This window comes from Paractinoplanes ferrugineus, assembly GCF_016862195.1.
GTDB lineage: Bacteria > Actinomycetota > Actinomycetes > Mycobacteriales > Micromonosporaceae > Actinoplanes > Actinoplanes ferrugineus.
The window spans coordinates 19309-36647 of record NZ_BOMM01000036.1 but is presented as its reverse complement, the minus strand read 5'-3'; the positions used below and the strand labels follow the sequence as shown (position 1 = coordinate 36647).

Here is a 17339-nt window from a genome sequence, read left to right as displayed (position 1 = left end):
GGGATGTTCGGGTGCGGCCGGTGGATCCGATCGGGGAGTTGGCTGCGGCGGCGGGGTACGACGACCCGGAGCGGTGGTGGGAGGACGTGGTCGAGCATCGGGGGATGCCGGCGTTCGAAGGGATCGCCGAGGCTATGACCGCTATCCGGGAGTCTTTTCCGGAGGATCCCGATGACCTGGTTCGCGAGGCTTACATGCGGACCGTGCTGCGGGAGACGCGCAAGCACTACGACGACATCGCGGTGGTGTGCGGGGCCTGGCATGTGCCGGCGCTGACCCGGAAGGTTGCGGCCAAGGACGACGCGGCGCTGCTCAAGGGGCGGCGTAAGGCGAAGGTGGCGTTCACGTGGGTGCCGTGGACCTATGGGCGGCTGGCCTCGGGGTCCGGTTACGGGGCGGGGGTGCGTTCGCCGGGGTGGTACCACCACCTGTTCGCCACTGCGGACGAGGTCGTTCCCCGGTGGCTCGTCGATGCGGCCGGGGTGCTGCGGGCGGAAGGGGTGCCCACCTCGTCGGCGCACGTCATCGAGGCGACCCGGCTGGCCGAAGCACTGGCGACGATTCGCGGGCGGCCGCTTGCGGGGCTGGCCGAAGTGACCGAGGCGGCGGAAGCGGTCCTGTGCGACGGGGAGCCGCTGCGCGTCAACCTCATCAACAACCGGCTTGTGGTCGGTGAGCGGCTCGGTGGCGTACCGGAGGACATGCCCGCCGTACCCCTGGCCAAAGATCTCGCCGCGCAGCAGCGCGCGCTGCGGCTGAAGCCCTCGGCCCTGGATCAGGATCTTGAACTTGACCTTCGCAAGGAGATCGGGCTCGGGCGCAGCCGGCTGCTGCATCGGCTGCGCGTGCTCGACGTGCCGTGGGGGCAGCCGCCGCCGGCCCGGCGCGGGGGGACAGGCACGTTCCGCGAGGAGTGGCGGTTGCGATGGCAGCCCGAATTCGCGGTACGGCTGGTCGAGAGCAGCATGTTCGGCACCACCGTGGTCGCCGCCGCGACCAGCAAGGTCATCAAGGCGGCGGCCGACGCGGAGACGCTCGCCGAGGTGACCGCGCTGGTGGAGACCTGCCTGCTGGGCGATCTCGGCGGCGCTTATCCGCGGGTGCTGGCGGCGCTCGACACGCGCGCGGCGCTCGACGCCGACGTCAACCATCTGATGGCGGCGATTCCGGCGCTCGCGCGGACGCTGCGTTACGGCGATGTGCGGCAGACCGATGTGGCCGGGCTCGCGACCGTGACGGCGAGCCTGCTCACCCGGGTCTGCGCGGGGCTGCCGTCGGTGGTCGGGTCGGTCTCCGACGAGGCGGCCGCCGTGCTGCGTGACCGGATCGACGGGGTGCACTCGGCGATCGGGCTGCTGTCCGACGACGACCTGCGCGAGCGCTGGCTCGCCACGCTGGCGTCGCTGGCCGGGCGGGGGGACCTGCACGGGCTGCTGGCCGGGCGGCTCACCCGGCTGCTGATGGACGCGGGGCGGCTCGACGCGGCCGAGGTTCGCCGGCGGCTTCGGCTGCCGCTGACCGTCGGCACGCCGCCGGCGCACGGGGCGGCCTGGGTGGAGGGTTTCCTCTCCGGCGGTGGGCTCCTGCTCGTGCACGACGACGAGCTGCTGGGGCTGCTCGACGAATGGCTTGCCGACATTCCGGCCGCCGCGTTCGACAACGTTCTGCCGTTGCTGCGGCGCACGTTCGGTGCGTTCGAGGCCGGGGAACGGCGGGCGATCGGCGAGCGGATCTCCGGGAAGCGGGCGGTCGTGCTCGAGGGTGGGCTCGGCTTCGACCCGGCGGCGGCGGACCTGGTGCTGCCCACACTGAGTGCCCTGCTGGGCCACAAGATCAACGCCGCCGAGATCAACGGGGGCGCGATCAACGCCGGCGCGATCAACGCCGGCGCGATCAACGCCGGCGCGATCAACGCGGCCGAGATCACCGCCGGCGCGATGGCCGCAGGCGCGGGGACGGGCCATGGCCGGCGGACGGGCGACAGCGCGGGGACAGGCGACAGCCCGGGGAAAGGCGACAGCGCGGGACGGGTCGGGGAAGGGGCGCGATGAGTACGGAGAGTGGGCCGGAGCGGGCACGGCGGTGGCGGCTGGTGCTCGGTGGGGCGGCGGAGGAAGCGCTCGGGTCGGCTGACGGGCGCGACGGGGCGATGGACGCGGCGCTGGCGGCGCTCTACGACGCGGGCCGAGCCGGGGATCCCGGGACCGGCAGCAAACGGTCGGCGGGGCTCGGTGGGTCGGCGCCCAAGGTGGCCCGCTGGCTCGGCGACATCCGGGAGTATTTTCCGTCGACTGTGGTGCAGGTGATGCAGTCCGACGCGATCGAGCGGCTCGACCTCACCCGGCTGCTGCTGGAGCCGGAGATGCTGGCGGCCGTCGAACCGGACGTCCATCTGGTCGGCACGTTGCTCTCGCTGAACGGGGTGATGCCGGCCAAGACCAAGGAGGCGGCCCGGCAGGTGGTTCGGCAGGTGGTCGACGAGCTGGAGAAACGGATCACGCAGAAGACCCTGGCGGCGGTCAGTGGGGCGCTCAACCGGGCCGCCCGGATCAACCGGCCCCGGCACGCCGACATCGACTGGGACCGGACGATCCGGGCCAACCTGAAGCACTATCAGCCCGAGCACCGCACGGTGATTCCGGAGCGGCTCGTCGGGTACGGGCGGCGGACCACTGCCGTGCAGCGTGATGTCGTGCTCTGCGTCGACCAGTCCGGGTCGATGGCCGCGTCGGTGGTGTTCTCGGGAGTGTTCGCGGCGGTGCTCGCGTCGATGCGGTCGCTGCGCACCTCGCTCGTCGTCTTCGACACCGCCGTCGTCGATCTGACCGAGCAGCTCAGCGATCCGGTCGAGGTGCTGTTCGGCACCCAGCTCGGCGGGGGCACCGACATCAACCGGGCCATCGCCTACAGCCAGCAGCTCATCACCCGGCCGCGGGACAGCGTCTTCGTGCTGATCAGCGACCTCTACGAGGGCGGGGTGCGCGAGCAGATGCTGCGGCGGGTGGCCGAGATGACCGCGGCGGGGGTGCAGGTGGTCGTCCTGCTCGCGCTCTCCGACGAGGGGGCACCGGCGTACGACCATGAGAACGCGGCCGCGCTCGCCGCCCTCGGGGTGCCGGCCTTCGCGTGCACCCCGGACGCGTTTCCCGATCTGATGGCGGCGGCGATCGAGCGGCGGGACCTCAAGGCCTTCGCCGAACGGCTCCAGAACACCGGGTCGTAAAATGGATCAATGCCATTGAGCGGAGAGTACGCACCGAGCACATCCGACTGGGCTCGGGAACAGGCCGAGAAGATCGAGGCGTCCGGCGGGACCGAGGGCAACGAGTTGCAAGGCATGCAGGTCATCGTGCTGACCTCGGTGGGCGCGAAGACCGGCAAGCTACGCAAGACGGCGTTGATGCGGGTGGAGCACGACGGTGAGTACGCCGTGGTCGGTTCGCTCGGCGGGGCGCCGAAGAACCCGGTGTGGGTCTACAACCTGCGCAAGCAACCGCACGTCGAGCTGCAGGACGGCGTGGAGAAGCACGACTACCTGGCCCGCGAGGTCTCCGGGGAGGAACGGGACCTGTGGTGGAAGCGGTCGGTCGAGGCGTTCCCCAACTACGCCGATTACCAGACCAAGACCAGCCGGCTGATCCCGGTCTTCGTCCTGAGCCGCCGGCCCGGCTGAGAAAAGCCGCCGGCCGGGCTGCGACGAGCCGCCTGGCCGGCTGGGCTGAGCCGCCGGCCGGGCTGGGACGAGCCGAGGGGGAACCTCGGGAAAACCGGATGCCACCGGGCCATCGATGGACGATCATCGCAGGATGCGTACTCCCCATCAGGCTGTCGACCGGCATGCCGGGCGGGCTGTGGAGTCGGTGACCTCGCCGGCCCACGGCGCCCTGCCGCTGTCCGGTTCCGTCGATGACGCCGACCGGCTGGTGGACGTGGTCGACCTGCTTGCGCTCGACGCCTTCGCGACCGGGCGGGAGCCGTTCGGCCGCAGCACGTACTTGGAGAACGTGCGCGCCGACGCCCCGCTGTCCAGCGACGACGCGCAGATCGTGCGTGACGCGGTGGAGGACGACGGGCAGAGCCGGCTCTCCGTCGGCGACGGCTGGACGCTGCACGTCACGCGCTGGAGGCAGAGCCGGCGCGCCCGCATCACGGTCACCGCGGTGACGTCCGAACTGGCCGAGTCGGTGCTCGACACGGTGAAGGACAACGCGGTCGAGGAACCGGAACCGACCACCGATTCCGTACCCATCGGATTCTGGCATTTCGGTCCGCACGGACCGCGCCGCGTGCAGCGGGAGATCGACGCCGCGCCCTGGGACAAGATCCGGGGCAACTACGCGTCGCCGGTGGCGCAGACCCTCGACAAGCTGATGACGCTCGACGGCTCGGTGGTCAACGGGCGGCTCCTGCTGCTGTACGGCGAGCCGGGCACCGGCAAGACGACGGCGTTGCGGGCCCTCGCCCAGCAGTGGCGCACGTGGTGCCAGGTCGACTGTGTGCTGGACCCGGAGCGGCTGTTCAACGACCCGGCCTACCTGATGAGTGTGGCGCTGGGCAGTGGCGACGAGGACGAGCCGCGCTGGCGCCTGCTCATGCTCGAGGATTGCGACGAGCTGATCAGCGGGGAGGCCAAGGCGAGCGCCGGCCAGTCGCTGTCGCGGCTGCTCAACCTCACCGACGGGTTGCTCGGTCAGGGCCGCAACGCGCTCATCGCGATCACCACCAACGAGGACCTGGCGAGCCTGCACCCCGCGGTGGTCCGACCGGGACGCTGCCTGGCCAGCATCGAAGTGGGCCGGCTCCCCTACGCCGAGGCGAGCGAGTGGCTGGGCTCACCGAGCGGGATCGGCTCCGAGGGGGCCACCCTCGCGCAGCTGTACGCGTTGCGGACCGGCGCTCAGCCGGTGACGGTTCCGACCACGACGCCGCCGACCGGAATGTACCTGTGACGCTGTGCGTAACCTGAGGGTCACCGAGGACACTCTTCCCCGCCGGGGCAGAATATGGCGCGTTCAGGCTCACGCGACACACTGCTGAGGGGGAAGTCGTGCGCGCTGTCTACCGGGTCCTTGCCATGATCATTGCCGCTGGAGTCGTCATCCAGACGGCCGCCATCGCATTTGCACTCTTCGATATGGTGCACCGAACCGACGACGGCGTTCTCTACACGAAGGACACCGAGAACGGCGGCCTCGCCTTGCACCAGGTGCTCGGCGAGATGGTGATCCCGCTGGTCGCCCTGGCCTTCCTGATCGTGGCGTTCTTCGCCCGCATTCCGGGCGGCGTCAAGTGGGCGGCGATCACGTTCGGCGTCCTGGTGCTTCAAATCCTTCTCGCGTACGCGGGCAAGGCGCTCCCGTTCGTCGGTGTGCTGCACGCGATAAACGCGTTCGCCCTCGCCGCGGTCGCCTCGATCGCCATGCGCAAGGCCCGGCTCGCCGGCTCGGCGGCGCAGCCGGTCGCCGCGTAAGCGGATGCGCGACTCCGTCAAGGCCGGCATCGCCGTGGGGGCGGCACCGGCGGTCCTGGGTCCGCTCGGCTATTTCTGGCAGCAGAGCCTGGTTCCGGACACCTACGACATGGCCACGATGGGTTATGCCGACTTCGGTGGCGGGCCGTCCGGCGGCCATTCGCACGGCCCCGGGGGCCTCGACGTGGCGACCCTGACCGGGCCGAGTGCGGGCAACCCCGAAGTGAGTGTCACGCTGACCGTGCGCGTCGAGAACGGCCGGTACACGGTCAACGGGAGCTCGCCGGGGCCGGAGATTCGCGCGGCCAAGGGCCAACTGGTGCAGGTGACACTGGTCAACGACAACGTCGGTGACGGCGTCACGCTGCACTGGCACGGCCTCGACGTGCCCAACGCGGAGGACGGCGTCGCCGGGGTCACCCAGGACGCGGTCGGGCCGGGGCGCAGCCACGTCTACCGGTTCACCGCCCAGGACGCGGGCACCTACTGGTACCACTCGCACCAGGTCGGCCACGAGCAGGTGAGGAAGGGCCTGCTCGGCGCGCTCGTGATCACCGACCCGGCGGCTCGGCCGCCGGACGTCGATCAGGTGGTCACGGTGCACACCTATGACGGGCGCCGCACCGTCAACGGACGGCCCGGCGTGGTGCGGCTGGAGCGCGCCGAACCCGGCCGGACAGTCCGACTCCGCGTGCTCAACACCGATGCGGGGCCGCTTCGTGCCTGGGTGACCGGCGCGAGCTACCGGGTCAGCGCGATCGACGGCCGGGCCGTCGAGCAGCCCCCGGAGGTCACGGACAGGTCGGTCGTGGTGGCCGCCGGCGGGCGGATCGACGTCGACCTCGTCGTACCCGCCGACGGCCGGGTGCGGCTCGATGTGGGCGCGGGTGCGGCCCTCGCCACCGCCGACGGCAGTGGGAGCGGCAGCGGTGCCGGCGGCCAGGGTGATGCCGGCCCGGCGGGCGGGCCGGCGCAGACGGTCGACCTGCTCAGCTACGGGGTGGCCACCGGCCTCGGGTTCGATCCGGCCAAGGCCGATCGCAACTTCGACTACCGGATCGGGCGCCGCGCGGGCTTCATGGACGCAAGCCCGGCCTGTGGTGGTCGATCAACGGCCACCTCTTCCCCGACGTGCCGATGTTCATGGTGTCGACCGGGGACATCGTCCGGACGACCATCGCGAACACCAGCGGCGAGGTGCACCCGATGCACCTGCACGGCCACCACGCCGTGGTGCTGAGCCGCAACGGCGTCAAGGCCACCGGCAGTCCGTGGTGGTTCGACTCGCTGGATGTCGGCGACGACGAGACCTACGAGATCGCGTTCGTCGCCGACAACCCCGGCATCTGGGTCGACCACTGTCACAACCTGGAGCACGCGGCCGACGGCCTGCTCGCCCACCTGGCCTACACCGGCGTCACCACGCCCTACCGGGTGGGTGGCGACGCCGGTAACCGGCCGGAGTGAGCGGTCGCGTCAGAACGGCGCGACCGTGAACGTGGAACTGCTCGTCACGTCGGTCTGGAAGTAGTCGGGATCGGTGAGAGCGGCGTCCGGCGCGCCGTTGCTCACGACGGTCAGGTGGTAGGAGCCGTTCGGCACCGGTGTGGCGCCGAAGAGCATGGCGTTGCTCTGCCGGCTGAGAGTGAGGCTGCCCGTTCCGCCGCCGACCGCCGGCATGGAGATCGTGGCGCTGCCCACGGCGCCGCCGCCGGCCGGGTTGACCGACATGATCGAGCTGCCCACCGGGATGCCGAGCGAGTTGGTGCCGATCATGGCGGGCGCCTCGTTGCCGGTCAGCGCGGCGCTGGTGATCACGGTGGAGCCGTCGGTCGCGGTGACGCCGGTGAGCGTGAACGTGGTGCCGGCGGTGGCCGGCGCCGACAGGGTGGCGGTGGTGCCGCCGGGGCCGATCGACAGGATCGAGGTGCCGTTCGCGATCCCGGTCGTGTTGCCGAAGACGCGACCGACGTCGGCCTTGGTGAAGGTCCAGCCCGGCATGAGGCTCACCGTCGCGCTTCCGGCGGTGGTGATCAGCGCGTTGCCGAACCCGCGCAGCGGCCCACCGATGGCCAGGGGCAGGTAGCCGCCGACGGTGGCCGGTTTGGAGAGCAGGGCCCGGGTGGGGCTGAGCACGGCGCTGATCGTGAGGCCCGGGCTCAGCTGCTGGTTCGGCGAGGTGACCGGCAATCCGGTGTCGTTGCGGTTGAACCGGCCCGCCCCCGAGGTGACCAGGCGGCTTCCGGCGATGACGTTGGCGTCGTCCACGTTGTTCGCGTAGGTCGCCGGGTCGAAGTAGCCGGTGCCGGCCGCGTTGAACCGGCGGCCCAGCTGGAGGGTGCAGACGAGTTCCTCGTCGGTGATCGGCAGCACGTCACCGCATTCGGCGACCGGACCGTTGGCCCGGCTGCCGTCCCCGGCGTCGGCGCCGTTGTAGACACCGTCGACGAGGAAGATCCGGGCCGCGGTGCCGGCGGCACCGAACGGGATCGACAGGAACTTGCTGCCCTGCAGGACCACGTCCACGTTGCCGGCACTGCTGGGCGCGGTGTTCGGCGCGGCCTTGATCATATTGAGGTACGAGTACGCGCCGACCAGCGTGCGCGTGCCCATCGGCGTGGTCACGATGAGCGTGACGTCGTCCTCGGCCGGGTGTGCCGGGGCGAGCGCGGTGAACGCCCGGTCGTTTATCAGCTGGATGTTGGTCAGCGCCACCCCGCCCAGCGTGGCGGTGATCCGGCCGGGTTCGGTCGGGAAGTCGGTGCCGAGGACGGTGACGGTGTTGCCCCCGGACATCGGCCCGGCCGACGGCGTCACGGCGGTGGGGGTCGCGGTCAGCGCCGCCGTGTAGGTGGCCGACGCGACCAGGGCCCCGCCGGCGTTGTTCGCATAGACGCACACCTGGTAGGGGGTCGGCTGGTTGCCGGTCAGCGTCAGCGGCGGCACGTTGAGCAGCAGCCGGCCGGAGGTGATCCGGCGGACCGCGGTTCCGGTGAGCGCGACCGGCGCCGGGCCGGTCGCCGTCGTGCTGTAGGCGGGCGGGCAGGCGGCGCCGGTGACGAGCAGCACGCCGGGCGCGGGGACGCCGGTCAGGAACGGCATCGACGACGACACCGAGACGGCGTTGTTGGCCAGGTACGACCCGGCGGGCGGGTTCACGGTCGCCACGTTGGCGCCGTACGGCGCCGCGCTGAGCAGTGCCGCGGTCGCGGCGGAACCGTCGTAGAGGCAGATGGTGTACGCCGTCGGCGCGCCCCCGCCGGTCGCGACCACCCCCGGTGGCACGGTGAGGCCGACCGCGGTGGCGGACTGCTTGGTGACGTTGGTGGCGACCAGGTTGGCCGGGTTGGCGGTGCCGAACGTCGCCCCGCACGAGCCGGTCGTGAAGGTGGCCGTCACGCTTGCCGGGGTGGTGAACACCGGCGTCTCGGGTCTGGCCGTGACGGTGAGCTGGTTGCCGCCCCCGGCCGGCCCGCTCGCCTGGCTGACCGCGAGCGGCGCACCCACGTACAGCGTGGTGCTGCCCTGCAGGGCGCTGTTGCCCGCCGCCGTGTCGTAGACGCAGGCGTTGTACGCCTTGACCGCCCCGTTCGTGCCGGTGACCGGCCCGGTCGGCACCGTGAAGCTGACCGAGGTGCTGGTCCTGGCGGTGACCGCGGGGATCCACGGGCCGGTGTTCGTGGCCAGGGCGATCTTCGCGGGGCAGGCGACGGTGTTCAGCTGCACCGCGACCGTGCTCGGATAGTTGGCGGCCGGGTCGGTGATGGTGGCGGTGCCGCCGACCGGCACGACCACCGGCCCGAGGACGGGCGCGGCGAGGGCGGCCGCCGGTGCGACGAGGACGGCGGCGGCACCGGCCACGCCGGCCGCCAGCAGTCGGAACGAGGGCATGCGGAGTTCTCCTACGACGAATGTGACGAGGTGGGAGGAGACCCGCTGCGGGGGTGGACGGCCGGCTCCGGAAAAAGCCTAACCCCGCTCATCATGACTTTTACGAAATGTAGGTGATGGGGGAAAGGTCGGACTGGCGGCTAGCGGTGGCCGAGGAGCCGGCCCAGGGCGGCTCGGGCGGGCGGCCCCCAACCGGCCTTACCGCCGGGCCGGCCGTGCACGCCGGCATCGCCGATGAGCAACCCGCTGAGCACCCGAGCCATGGCCCACCCCCGAGCCCGCCGAACCGTGGCGCCGTCAGGCCCCGGGCCCGGCGCCGCGGTGGCGGGTGGGCGGTAGGCGGTGAGCAAGTCGTCGGCGTCGGGGAGCAGGAGCCAGGCGGCGGAGAGGTCGTAGGCGGGGTCGCCGGCGCACATGTCGCCGAAGTCGATGATGCCGCTCAAGGCGCCCTCGGTGGTCAGGACGTTGGCCGCGTGCAGGTCGGCGTGCAGCCACAGGGGTGGGCCGGTCCACGCCGGGGCTTCCAGGGCGTCCTGCCAGACGGCGTCCACCGCCTCCGGGTCGTCGATCAGTCCCAGTTCCGTCACCGCGGCCAGACCTCGGGCGAAACCCTCGGCCCGCTCGGCCAGCGGACCGCCGCGGTCCTGGCCGGTCGGAGCGTCGCCGGGGGCGGGCTGGTGCAGAGCGGTCAGGAACGCGGCCAGGGAGTGGGCTGAGTTCCGGGTGATCGGGGCCTGATCGGCGGGGGTGCCGGGCAGCCAGGTGGTGATCAGCCACGGGTGCGGGAAGAGGTCGGACGGTTCGCCGAGGAACTGCGGGACCGGGACCGGCAGGGGCAGGCCCGGGGCCAGCGCCGGCACCCAGGTGTATTCGTTACGCAGCAGCGTGCCGGCGTCGGCGGTGGCCCACGGGAGCCGGACGGCGAGATCGTCGCCGAGGCGCCAGAGCTGGGCCGCCCAGCCCCGGGCGCCCAGCCGCACCGGGTGCTCGGCGAGGTCGGGACGTTGCGCCCGGAGGAGATCCCGGATCAGGCCGGCGGTCACTTCGATCATGCTGAGCCTTTCGCCGCGACGTGCCTCTTGTCGTCCGCGGTCGGGCCCCACGACTCGAGGGTGACCGGGGCGCCGAGCAGCGAGCCGATCTCACCGGTCCAGTCGTCGGGCCGGTGGGTGGCGCCCGGCCGCGCCCGCGCCAGCAGCGTAGTCAGTCCCTCCTGATAGGCGAGGTCGCGGAAGGGTCCGGGCACGATCCGGTTCCACGCGACGCCCTCGAGGTCGTAGGAGGTGCAGACGCGCAGGCCGGGAACGCGGGCCGGCACGTCGAGGTGGGTGACCGCGAGCTCGTCCACGCCGCCGCAGACCTCGACGGCGTAGCGGTGGGCGACGGCGTCGAAGTGGCCGGCCCGGAACGCGCCCTGCCACTCACCCACCCCGTTGTGCGGTTCCGGCAACGCCAGGGTGGGGTCGGCCGTCACGAACGGGCCGGCGCCGTGCCTCGTCGTGTAGGTGCGGACCACCCCGAGCCGTACGAACGACGGGCACAGCTCCGCCACGTTGTCGAAGGTCGTCGTCGACCAGGTGGTGTGCGGGTGCCAGCCGCGCCACTCGTCGAGCAGCACCCCCTGCGCGCCCTCGAAGACACACGGACCCTCGCCGAGCAGCCGGTCGACGTACGCGCCGCCGACGATCGACACCGCTTGCCCGAAAGCGCGGAAGACGTCGACGACCTCGTCGAGGGAGATCTGCGGGTCGGCGCCGTAGAAGTCCTCGACCGCCGCGAGGCGGCGGCGGAGCAGGGCCGGGGAACGGACATCCCCCGCGCGCGGGGCGTCGGCGTGCGACAGACCGTACGCCATCGTCTCGCCGATGCCCAGGCCGCACGAACCGTGCCGGGCCGCCCCTCGCGCGACCTCGCGGCGCTGGTTGGCCGCCCGATGCCACGGAGTGGCGAGCGGGGCGTTCTCATCCACCGTGAGCAGGTGGAACGGGTTGCCGAGAGCGGCCGCCTCGAGGGCCAGCGACAGCGGATCGACAACCATGAACCGGGTCAGATGGGTGGGCACCCCGCGCAGGGTGCCCGACCCGAACTGCGCGAACGTGTGGTGCCGGCCCGAGGGCAGGACCACGTTGTGCGCGGCCTGCCCTCCCCCGTTGAACCGCAGCACCGCCCGCACCGGCGCCGACGCGCAGAGAGCGTCGACGACGGTTCCCTTGCCGGCGTCCCCGTAGCCGAGGTCGACCACCGCGACGTGCTCGTTCACAGCCGCACGTTCCCCGACGGCGCGTCGGTCACGTCGAGCGAGGAGCGCACCACCGGGCCCCGCTGGAGCGGGGCGAGCGCCTTGCCGACCGAATCGCCCGCCGACGACCCGACCTCGACCAGATCGGCGAGCCCCTGGCCGAGATCGATCGTGTCCTCGCCGAGGCCGACCGTGACCGCGATGGTCTCGCACACCGCGTCGAGGTCGTCGAGCTCGAGCACGTTCTGCCCGAGCAGCGCACGCCACCGGGTCAGGATCTCGGCGTCGCCGCCCCAACCGGCCGCGGTCGGCATGATGTAGTAGATGTCGAAGCTCTGGCGCAGCTCGGCGATGATCCCCTCGGTGCTCATCGGCTCGCCCAGCTCGGCGCCGATGAAGCGGCGCACCTCGGCCGGCTTGACCTGTGGGTAGGGCATCTCGTCGCCGATCAGGAACAGGTAACCCCGGCGGCCCCGCTTGGCGAGCGAGTCGAGCGCGGTGTGCCGGGCCATGAAGTACATCGCCAGCTCGTATGACTCGCGTTTCTGACCGCCCCCGCCGCCCTCCAGCACGATGCGAGCCAGGTCGTCGTCCATCCGGTTGTCCGACTCGAACTGGCCGACCTGCAGCGGCACCCGGTCACAGGTGGCGTCGCCGACCGCGCCGAACATGATGTGCGGGTCGGTGGCGTAGCCCTTGCGGGTCAGCAGGCCGAGCAGCTGCGGCAGCTTCGTCTGCAGCACCCGCGGCACCGAGCCCATCGAGCCGGTGACGTCGAACAGGACGGCGATGGGCGTACTGAAAGGGTGTTCTTCGCTGTCGCGGCTCTCCCGCCGGTCGACGCCGTTCGGGTCGAGCGCGGGGTGGGCCTTCTTGGCGCCGCCGTCGCTGTAGGCGAAGGCGCTCGCGCCGTTGGCGGTGCGGTAGTTGGCAGCAGCGGTGTAGACATCGGTGGACCAGCGTCCGCTTCCCATGATTTTTCCTCCTACAGCGACAAGGGCCGGAACTTGCGCGGCCCGAGGATCTCGTCGAGCTCGGTCAGCAACCGCCACGCGTCCTGCGGGCGCATGCGCGGCGCGTCGAACATGCAGCCTTCGGCGAAGCGCTTCAGCGGCGCCGGCATGCCCGCGCCGATCAGCCGGCGCATCAGCGCGGTGGCCAGGTAGATGTCGGTGGCCGGGAGGTTCTCCCGGTTTTCGGTGACCTCGGGCGGATAGTGCTTGCCTTTGATGAGCGCCTGCGGGCGGGCGACGGCGTAGCACCAGTCGACGAGCGCGAGGCCGTGCTCGCCGGGATGGATCAGCACGTGCTCCTCGAAGACCGCGCCGTGCACGACGCCGGCCCGATGCGCCCAGCCCAGCGCGACCAGCAGCCGGCGCCACATCCAGGCGGCGTCGCGCCAGTCCAGCTTCAGGCCGGTGAGCGGCACGAAGCCGGCCAGAAACTCCAGATCGTTGACCACCCGCCGGTTTCGCCGCGGGTCCTCGTGCACGAAGCTGTCGATCAGCTTCGGGGCGTAGGGCCGGTATTTCGGATCGCCCCGGTCCGCCAGTTGTCGCAGCGCCGCCGCCTCGGCCTCCATCAGGTCGTTGTCCCGAGGCTCGCGCGGCACCTTGCGCAGCACCGCTCCGACGCGGGTGAGGTCGGCGATGTCCCCGCTCAACACGACCCGGCCGGCCTCCTCCCGACCCGCGTAGAGCCGGCCGAGCTTGGCGAAAGCCGCCGTCGCGGTCACCCCGCGTCGCGCACCGGCGGCGTCCGGGTGGATCAGCTTGGCCAGTTTGCGGTACGTCGTCTCGTCGCCCCCGCCGGCGTCGGTCTCCGCGTCGAGGGAAGCGGCCAGCGATCGCCACGAGTCGTGGTCGTCGATCAGCGCGACCGCCGCGTCGAAGTCGATCATCGGATGCCGTCCTCGCGGGCCGGTCGCAGCAGTGCCGGATGCAGCAGGCGCGCGTCACCGGCCCGGTAGAGCTTGGCCCGCGGCCCGCCGCGCTCGCCGCCCTTGGCGGTGGTCCCGCCGGTGCTCTCCACGAAGCCCGGCACCGACAGGACCTTGCGGTGGAAGTTGCCGGCGTGCAGTTCCTCGCCCCACACCGCGGCGTAGACCTGACGCAACTCGCCGATGGTGAACTCGCGCTCGACGAACGCGGTGGCCAGCGGCGTGTATTCGAGCTTCGCGCGGGCCCGGTCGAGGCCGTCGGCCAGCACCGCGCCGTGGTCGAAGGCCAGGCCGGACGCCTCCTCGACCGGCACCCAGTAGGCCGCCGAGGCGTCGCCCCCCGCTCGCGCCTCCGGCAGGCTGGGCGCGAAGGCCAGGTAGGCGACCGAGAGGACTCGCATGCGTGGGTCGCGACCCGGGTCGCCGTAGGTCTTCAACTGCTCCAGGTGAGCCCGCTCGAGCACGCCCAGGCCGGTCTCCTCGGTCAGCTCGCGCAGCGCGGCCGCATCGAGTGTCTCGTCGGGCCGGACGAACCCGCCCGGCAGCGCCCGGTGGCCGGCGAACGGGTGCTCGCCCCGCTCGACCAGCAGGACACACAGCCGGCCGGCTCGGATGGTCAGCGCCACCACGTCGACGGTGACCGCGACGGCCGGGTAGTCCCGCGCGTCGTAGCCGGCAAGGAACTCCTCCTCTCCCATGGCGCGCCTCCTCAGTTGTTCTCATCTTGAGTCTGTCTCGAACTGAGAACAACCTAGCTCAGCGACCGCCACGCGTCAAGTTTCTTTTCCTAGCCTCGCCTCAACAAAGGCATGCCTTACCTTTGGAAAAGGGCGACAAAAAGCGTCCGGCGCTCCATTCCCGGGGCGCCGGACGCTGGTTCGTGAACGCGATTACTTCTTTTCGTAGGTCAGGCAGTCGGCCTTGTCGCCGGACTCGCCGACCACGATCGCGGGCGCACTGCACTCCAGCTCGGCGTTGTGCTTGCACTCGGCCCGCTTGCACGCGCCCACCTGCGCCAGCGGCCTGCCGAGGCCGCCCTTCTCAGCGCTTTCGTAGAACGTGTCGCACTCGGCCGAGCTCGCGCTGCCGATGGTGATCGCGTACGCCGTACAACCGTCGTGGTTGTAGCTGCACGCGCTCACGGTACAAGTCTGAACGCGCGGCATTTCCATCATCTGCGTCATGACGGGCTCCCTCGGGTCTCGCGTGGATACGACACGACGATAAACCAATGGCCGTTCTTTACCCAACTCGACGCGATCAATTCACGCGACTATTTACAATTTAGGTAAGGCGACCCTCAATTCCACGGAACCGCATTTCGCGGATCGCCTGACAACGCGCTCGATCCGTGCTAGTGCCGACAACTTGTCCGACATCTAATGAAATTCATGACTCTTAGCTATCAGGCAACTACGAATCGTTACGCTTCCGGCGAGACAGCCCGTGACTGCTCATCGAGTGTCCGGGCTCACCCATCCATAGACGTGGCCCAACGGGCCCGTAGGAGGACCTCGCATGCGCAAGTCCAAGTTCGCCCGGTCACGGCTTGCCGTAGCCGCCGGGCTGGGCACGGGAGCGGTCACGGCCGCACTCCTCGTCGCCCCCAATGCGGCATTCGCCGCGATCAGTCTGAGCAAGCCGGTGGCGGCCCCGGGCGACACGGTCACGCTGACCGACGACGTCACCTCGGCCACGCCGTTCACGGCATCGACCAAGATCGAGCTGCAGTCGGCCAGCTGTAACGCGAAGTACGTGGCGGCGAGCACCTCCGCTGTGCCCGCCACGACCACCGCGCCCGGCGGCGCCTCGGCCACGGTGACCTTCACCGTTCCCCCGGCCACGGCCGGCACCAACGGCACGGTCAAGAAGTGGTACGTCTGCGCCTACGACGGCAGCACCGCCGCCACCAGCCTGCTGCAGGGCAGCAACACCGCTTACACGCTCACCGTCGGCTACGTGCCGACGCTGAGCTCGACCACCGGTATCACCGGTGGTGGCGACTCGGTCACCATCACCCCGCAGGCCAGCTACCCGGTCTTCACCGGCGTCACCACCATCGGCGCCGTGTTCAACACCGCGGACTGCACGGCGACCTACGCGACGCCGACCACCGGCACCACGTCGACCGTCACCAAGAACACGGACGGCAGCGCGACGCTGACCACGCCGTCGGGTGTCTCCTCCACGACCGGCCTGCTGACCGCCTACAACATCTGCCTCTACAACGGCACGGCGACCAGCAGCGCGCTGATCTCGCAGGCGGCCTACAACGTCGGCCAGCTCAGCCTCAGCCAGAACACCGGCCCGTACGGCGGTCTCAACGGCCTGAACATCACCTCGCCCAACATGTTCCTGGCCGGCAACGACACCCCCGGCGTGAACATCACGTCGTCGGCGTGTGCCGGTACCTACGCGGACCTGGGCACCACCGGCTCGGCCGGTGGCAGCACGCTCACCGGTGGCCAGTCGGTCGCGTCCAGCAAGATTCGCAAGCTGACCGACTCGCGCCTGGCGGTCACCGTTCCCGCGCTCTTCACGAACGCGCCGAACTCCGCCACGACGTGGAACATCTGCGTCTACGCGAACCAGAGCGGCGGGGCGCTGATCGCCAGCGTGCCGTACACCCTGACGACCGTGCCGTCGGCCACCGCGATCAGCCCGAAGGCCGGCCCGGCCCTGGGCGGCAGCAAGATCATCGTGTCCGGTACCGCGCTGCCGATCGAGACCGGCAAGATCACCGCCACCCTGGGTGGCACGGCGCTGACCAACATCGTGCCGATCAGCGCCACCGCGTTCTCGGCGATCACGCCGCAGCACGCGCCGGCCAACAACGTCGCGCTGGTGCTCACCACCGACGCGGGCTCGTTCACGCTGTCCAACGCGTTCTCGTTCACCGCGGCGCTCAAGGTCAGCCCGAACACCGCGCCCAACACCAAGGCGATCGACCTGGTCGTCAACGGCGTCGGCTTCCAGAGCGCCTCCTGGGGCAACACGCTGCTGACCGGTTCGCACATCGTGCTCACCCGCGGGACCTACGACCCGTCGGCGAACGCGAGCAGCAACCGCGCCAACCCGCCGATCGCCGAGTGCGGTAACCCGCTTGTCCTCAGCGACACCGAGGTCATCTGCACGCTCGACCTCACCCAGCGTCTGGCCAGCACCGGCGCCGGCTACGTGGCCGCCGTGGCGCCCGCGACCATCTCCGGCACGATCGGCACCACCGCCGGCAGCCGGGTCCTGGTCGACTCCGCCACCGGGTTCACCGACGCTCTCGTCGGTACGACCGTCACCAGCCCCAACGTGCCGGCCGGCACGACCGTCCTGCGGTACATCGACACCGGTACGGTCCTGATCTCGAACAACGCCACCGGCACCGGCACGACGGGCAACGCCACGTTCTCGTCGCCGCTGGTCCGGACCATCACCACCACCACGACCAGCGCGGCGAGCACCGCCCTCGCGGCCAACGCCCTCACGCCCCTGCTCAAGGCCGACGAGGGTCGCTTCCTGGTGAGCGCGACCTCGCTCGTCGGTGGCCAGAAGCTGCTCACCTACACCAGCGGAACCGCTGGTGTGCTGAGCGCCAACGCCAGCGGCGGCCCGACCACCGAGAGCACCCAGGTCCTGTCGGCGACCCTGCCGGTTCCGGACGGTGCCTACAACCTGATCTACGTCAGCAACACCGCGGTGGGCGCCAACGGCTCGGATGTCACCTACATCCAGAGCATGATCTCCAGCGGCTCCACCTTCACGGTCTCCTCGTTCTGATCGGGAAGATCCGCAGATAGCACCGAATA

At 70.9% G+C, this 17339-nt stretch carries 15 protein-coding genes; 8 read left to right on the top strand and 7 right to left on the bottom strand.

Annotated features, from left to right (window positions below; all coding sequences use genetic code 11):
* The first annotated feature begins 20 nt into the window (after nt 1–20).
* From Afe05nite_RS19625 to Afe05nite_RS43885, 7 genes are all read left to right on the top strand, one after another.
* Nucleotides 21–2051 (top strand): DUF5682 family protein, encoded by a 2031-nt coding sequence (locus tag Afe05nite_RS19625; RefSeq protein WP_239118004.1) that lies wholly within the window; start codon nt 21–23, stop codon nt 2049–2051.
* Nucleotides 2048–3223, top strand: a complete 1176-nt coding sequence (locus Afe05nite_RS19620) for a VWA domain-containing protein (protein ID WP_203818591.1) — start codon at nt 2048–2050, stop codon at nt 3221–3223. The genes Afe05nite_RS19625 and Afe05nite_RS19620 overlap by 4 nt, the downstream gene beginning before the upstream one ends.
* 9 nt (nt 3224–3232) lie before the next feature.
* Nucleotides 3233–3673, top strand: a complete 441-nt coding sequence (locus Afe05nite_RS19615; RefSeq protein ID WP_203818590.1) for a nitroreductase family deazaflavin-dependent oxidoreductase — start codon at nt 3233–3235, stop codon at nt 3671–3673.
* A 133-nt stretch (nt 3674–3806) separates the two neighbouring features.
* Nucleotides 3807–4949 carry a DUF5925 domain-containing protein gene (locus tag Afe05nite_RS19610; protein WP_239117995.1) on the top strand — a complete coding sequence of 381 codons (1143 nt, stop codon included), beginning with the start codon at nt 3807–3809 and terminating at the stop codon, nt 4947–4949.
* A gap of 185 nt (nt 4950–5134) precedes the next feature.
* A complete protein-coding gene (locus tag Afe05nite_RS19605) occupies nt 5135–5470 on the top strand; it encodes a DUF6220 domain-containing protein (RefSeq protein WP_239117994.1) in 336 nt (111 codons plus the stop codon).
* A 4-nt stretch (nt 5471–5474) separates the two neighbouring features.
* Nucleotides 5475–6710 (top strand): multicopper oxidase family protein, encoded by a 1236-nt coding sequence (locus Afe05nite_RS19600; protein ID WP_239117992.1) that lies wholly within the window; start codon nt 5475–5477, stop codon nt 6708–6710.
* Nucleotides 6608–6937: a multicopper oxidase domain-containing protein gene (locus Afe05nite_RS43885; protein WP_307835642.1), complete on the top strand. Its 330-nt coding sequence runs from the start codon at nt 6608–6610 to the stop codon at nt 6935–6937. The genes Afe05nite_RS19600 and Afe05nite_RS43885 overlap by 103 nt, the downstream gene beginning before the upstream one ends.
* A gap of 9 nt (nt 6938–6946) precedes the next feature.
* Here the strand turns inward: Afe05nite_RS43885 and Afe05nite_RS19595 are convergent, their stop codons facing one another.
* From Afe05nite_RS19595 to Afe05nite_RS19565, 7 genes are all read right to left on the bottom strand, one after another.
* Nucleotides 6947–9361, bottom strand: a complete 2415-nt coding sequence (locus Afe05nite_RS19595) for an IPT/TIG domain-containing protein (RefSeq protein ID WP_203818588.1) — start codon at nt 9359–9361, stop codon at nt 6947–6949.
* Nucleotides 9362–9501: 140 nt separating this feature from the next.
* A complete protein-coding gene (locus Afe05nite_RS19590) occupies nt 9502–10413 on the bottom strand; it encodes a phosphotransferase (protein WP_203818587.1) in 912 nt (303 codons plus the stop codon).
* Nucleotides 10410–11621, bottom strand: coding sequence for an adenylosuccinate synthetase (locus tag Afe05nite_RS19585; RefSeq protein ID WP_203818586.1), 1212 nt, complete (start codon nt 11619–11621; stop codon nt 10410–10412). Before Afe05nite_RS19585 ends, Afe05nite_RS19590 begins: the two co-directional genes overlap by 4 nt.
* The gene (locus tag Afe05nite_RS19580; protein WP_203818585.1) at nt 11618–12574 is read right to left on the bottom strand and encodes a hypothetical protein; all 957 of its coding nucleotides are present in this window, start codon (nt 12572–12574) and stop codon (nt 11618–11620) included. The genes Afe05nite_RS19585 and Afe05nite_RS19580 overlap by 4 nt, the downstream gene beginning before the upstream one ends.
* Before the next feature lie 11 nt (nt 12575–12585).
* Entirely contained in the window at nt 12586–13500 is a 915-nt protein-coding gene (locus Afe05nite_RS19575) for a BUD32 family EKC/KEOPS complex subunit (protein ID WP_203818584.1), read from the bottom strand.
* Nucleotides 13497–14237 (bottom strand): NUDIX hydrolase, encoded by a 741-nt coding sequence (locus tag Afe05nite_RS19570; protein ID WP_203818583.1) that lies wholly within the window; start codon nt 14235–14237, stop codon nt 13497–13499. The genes Afe05nite_RS19575 and Afe05nite_RS19570 overlap by 4 nt, the downstream gene beginning before the upstream one ends.
* 192 nt (nt 14238–14429) lie before the next feature.
* Nucleotides 14430–14723 carry a DUF1540 domain-containing protein gene (locus Afe05nite_RS19565; protein ID WP_203818582.1) on the bottom strand — a complete coding sequence of 98 codons (294 nt, stop codon included), beginning with the start codon at nt 14721–14723 and terminating at the stop codon, nt 14430–14432.
* Nucleotides 14724–15057: 334 nt separating this feature from the next.
* On the opposite strand from Afe05nite_RS19565, the gene Afe05nite_RS19560 reads away from it, so the two are divergent.
* Nucleotides 15058–17310 (top strand): IPT/TIG domain-containing protein, encoded by a 2253-nt coding sequence (locus Afe05nite_RS19560; RefSeq protein WP_203818581.1) that lies wholly within the window; start codon nt 15058–15060, stop codon nt 17308–17310.
* The last annotated feature ends 29 nt before the right edge of the window (nt 17311–17339 follow it).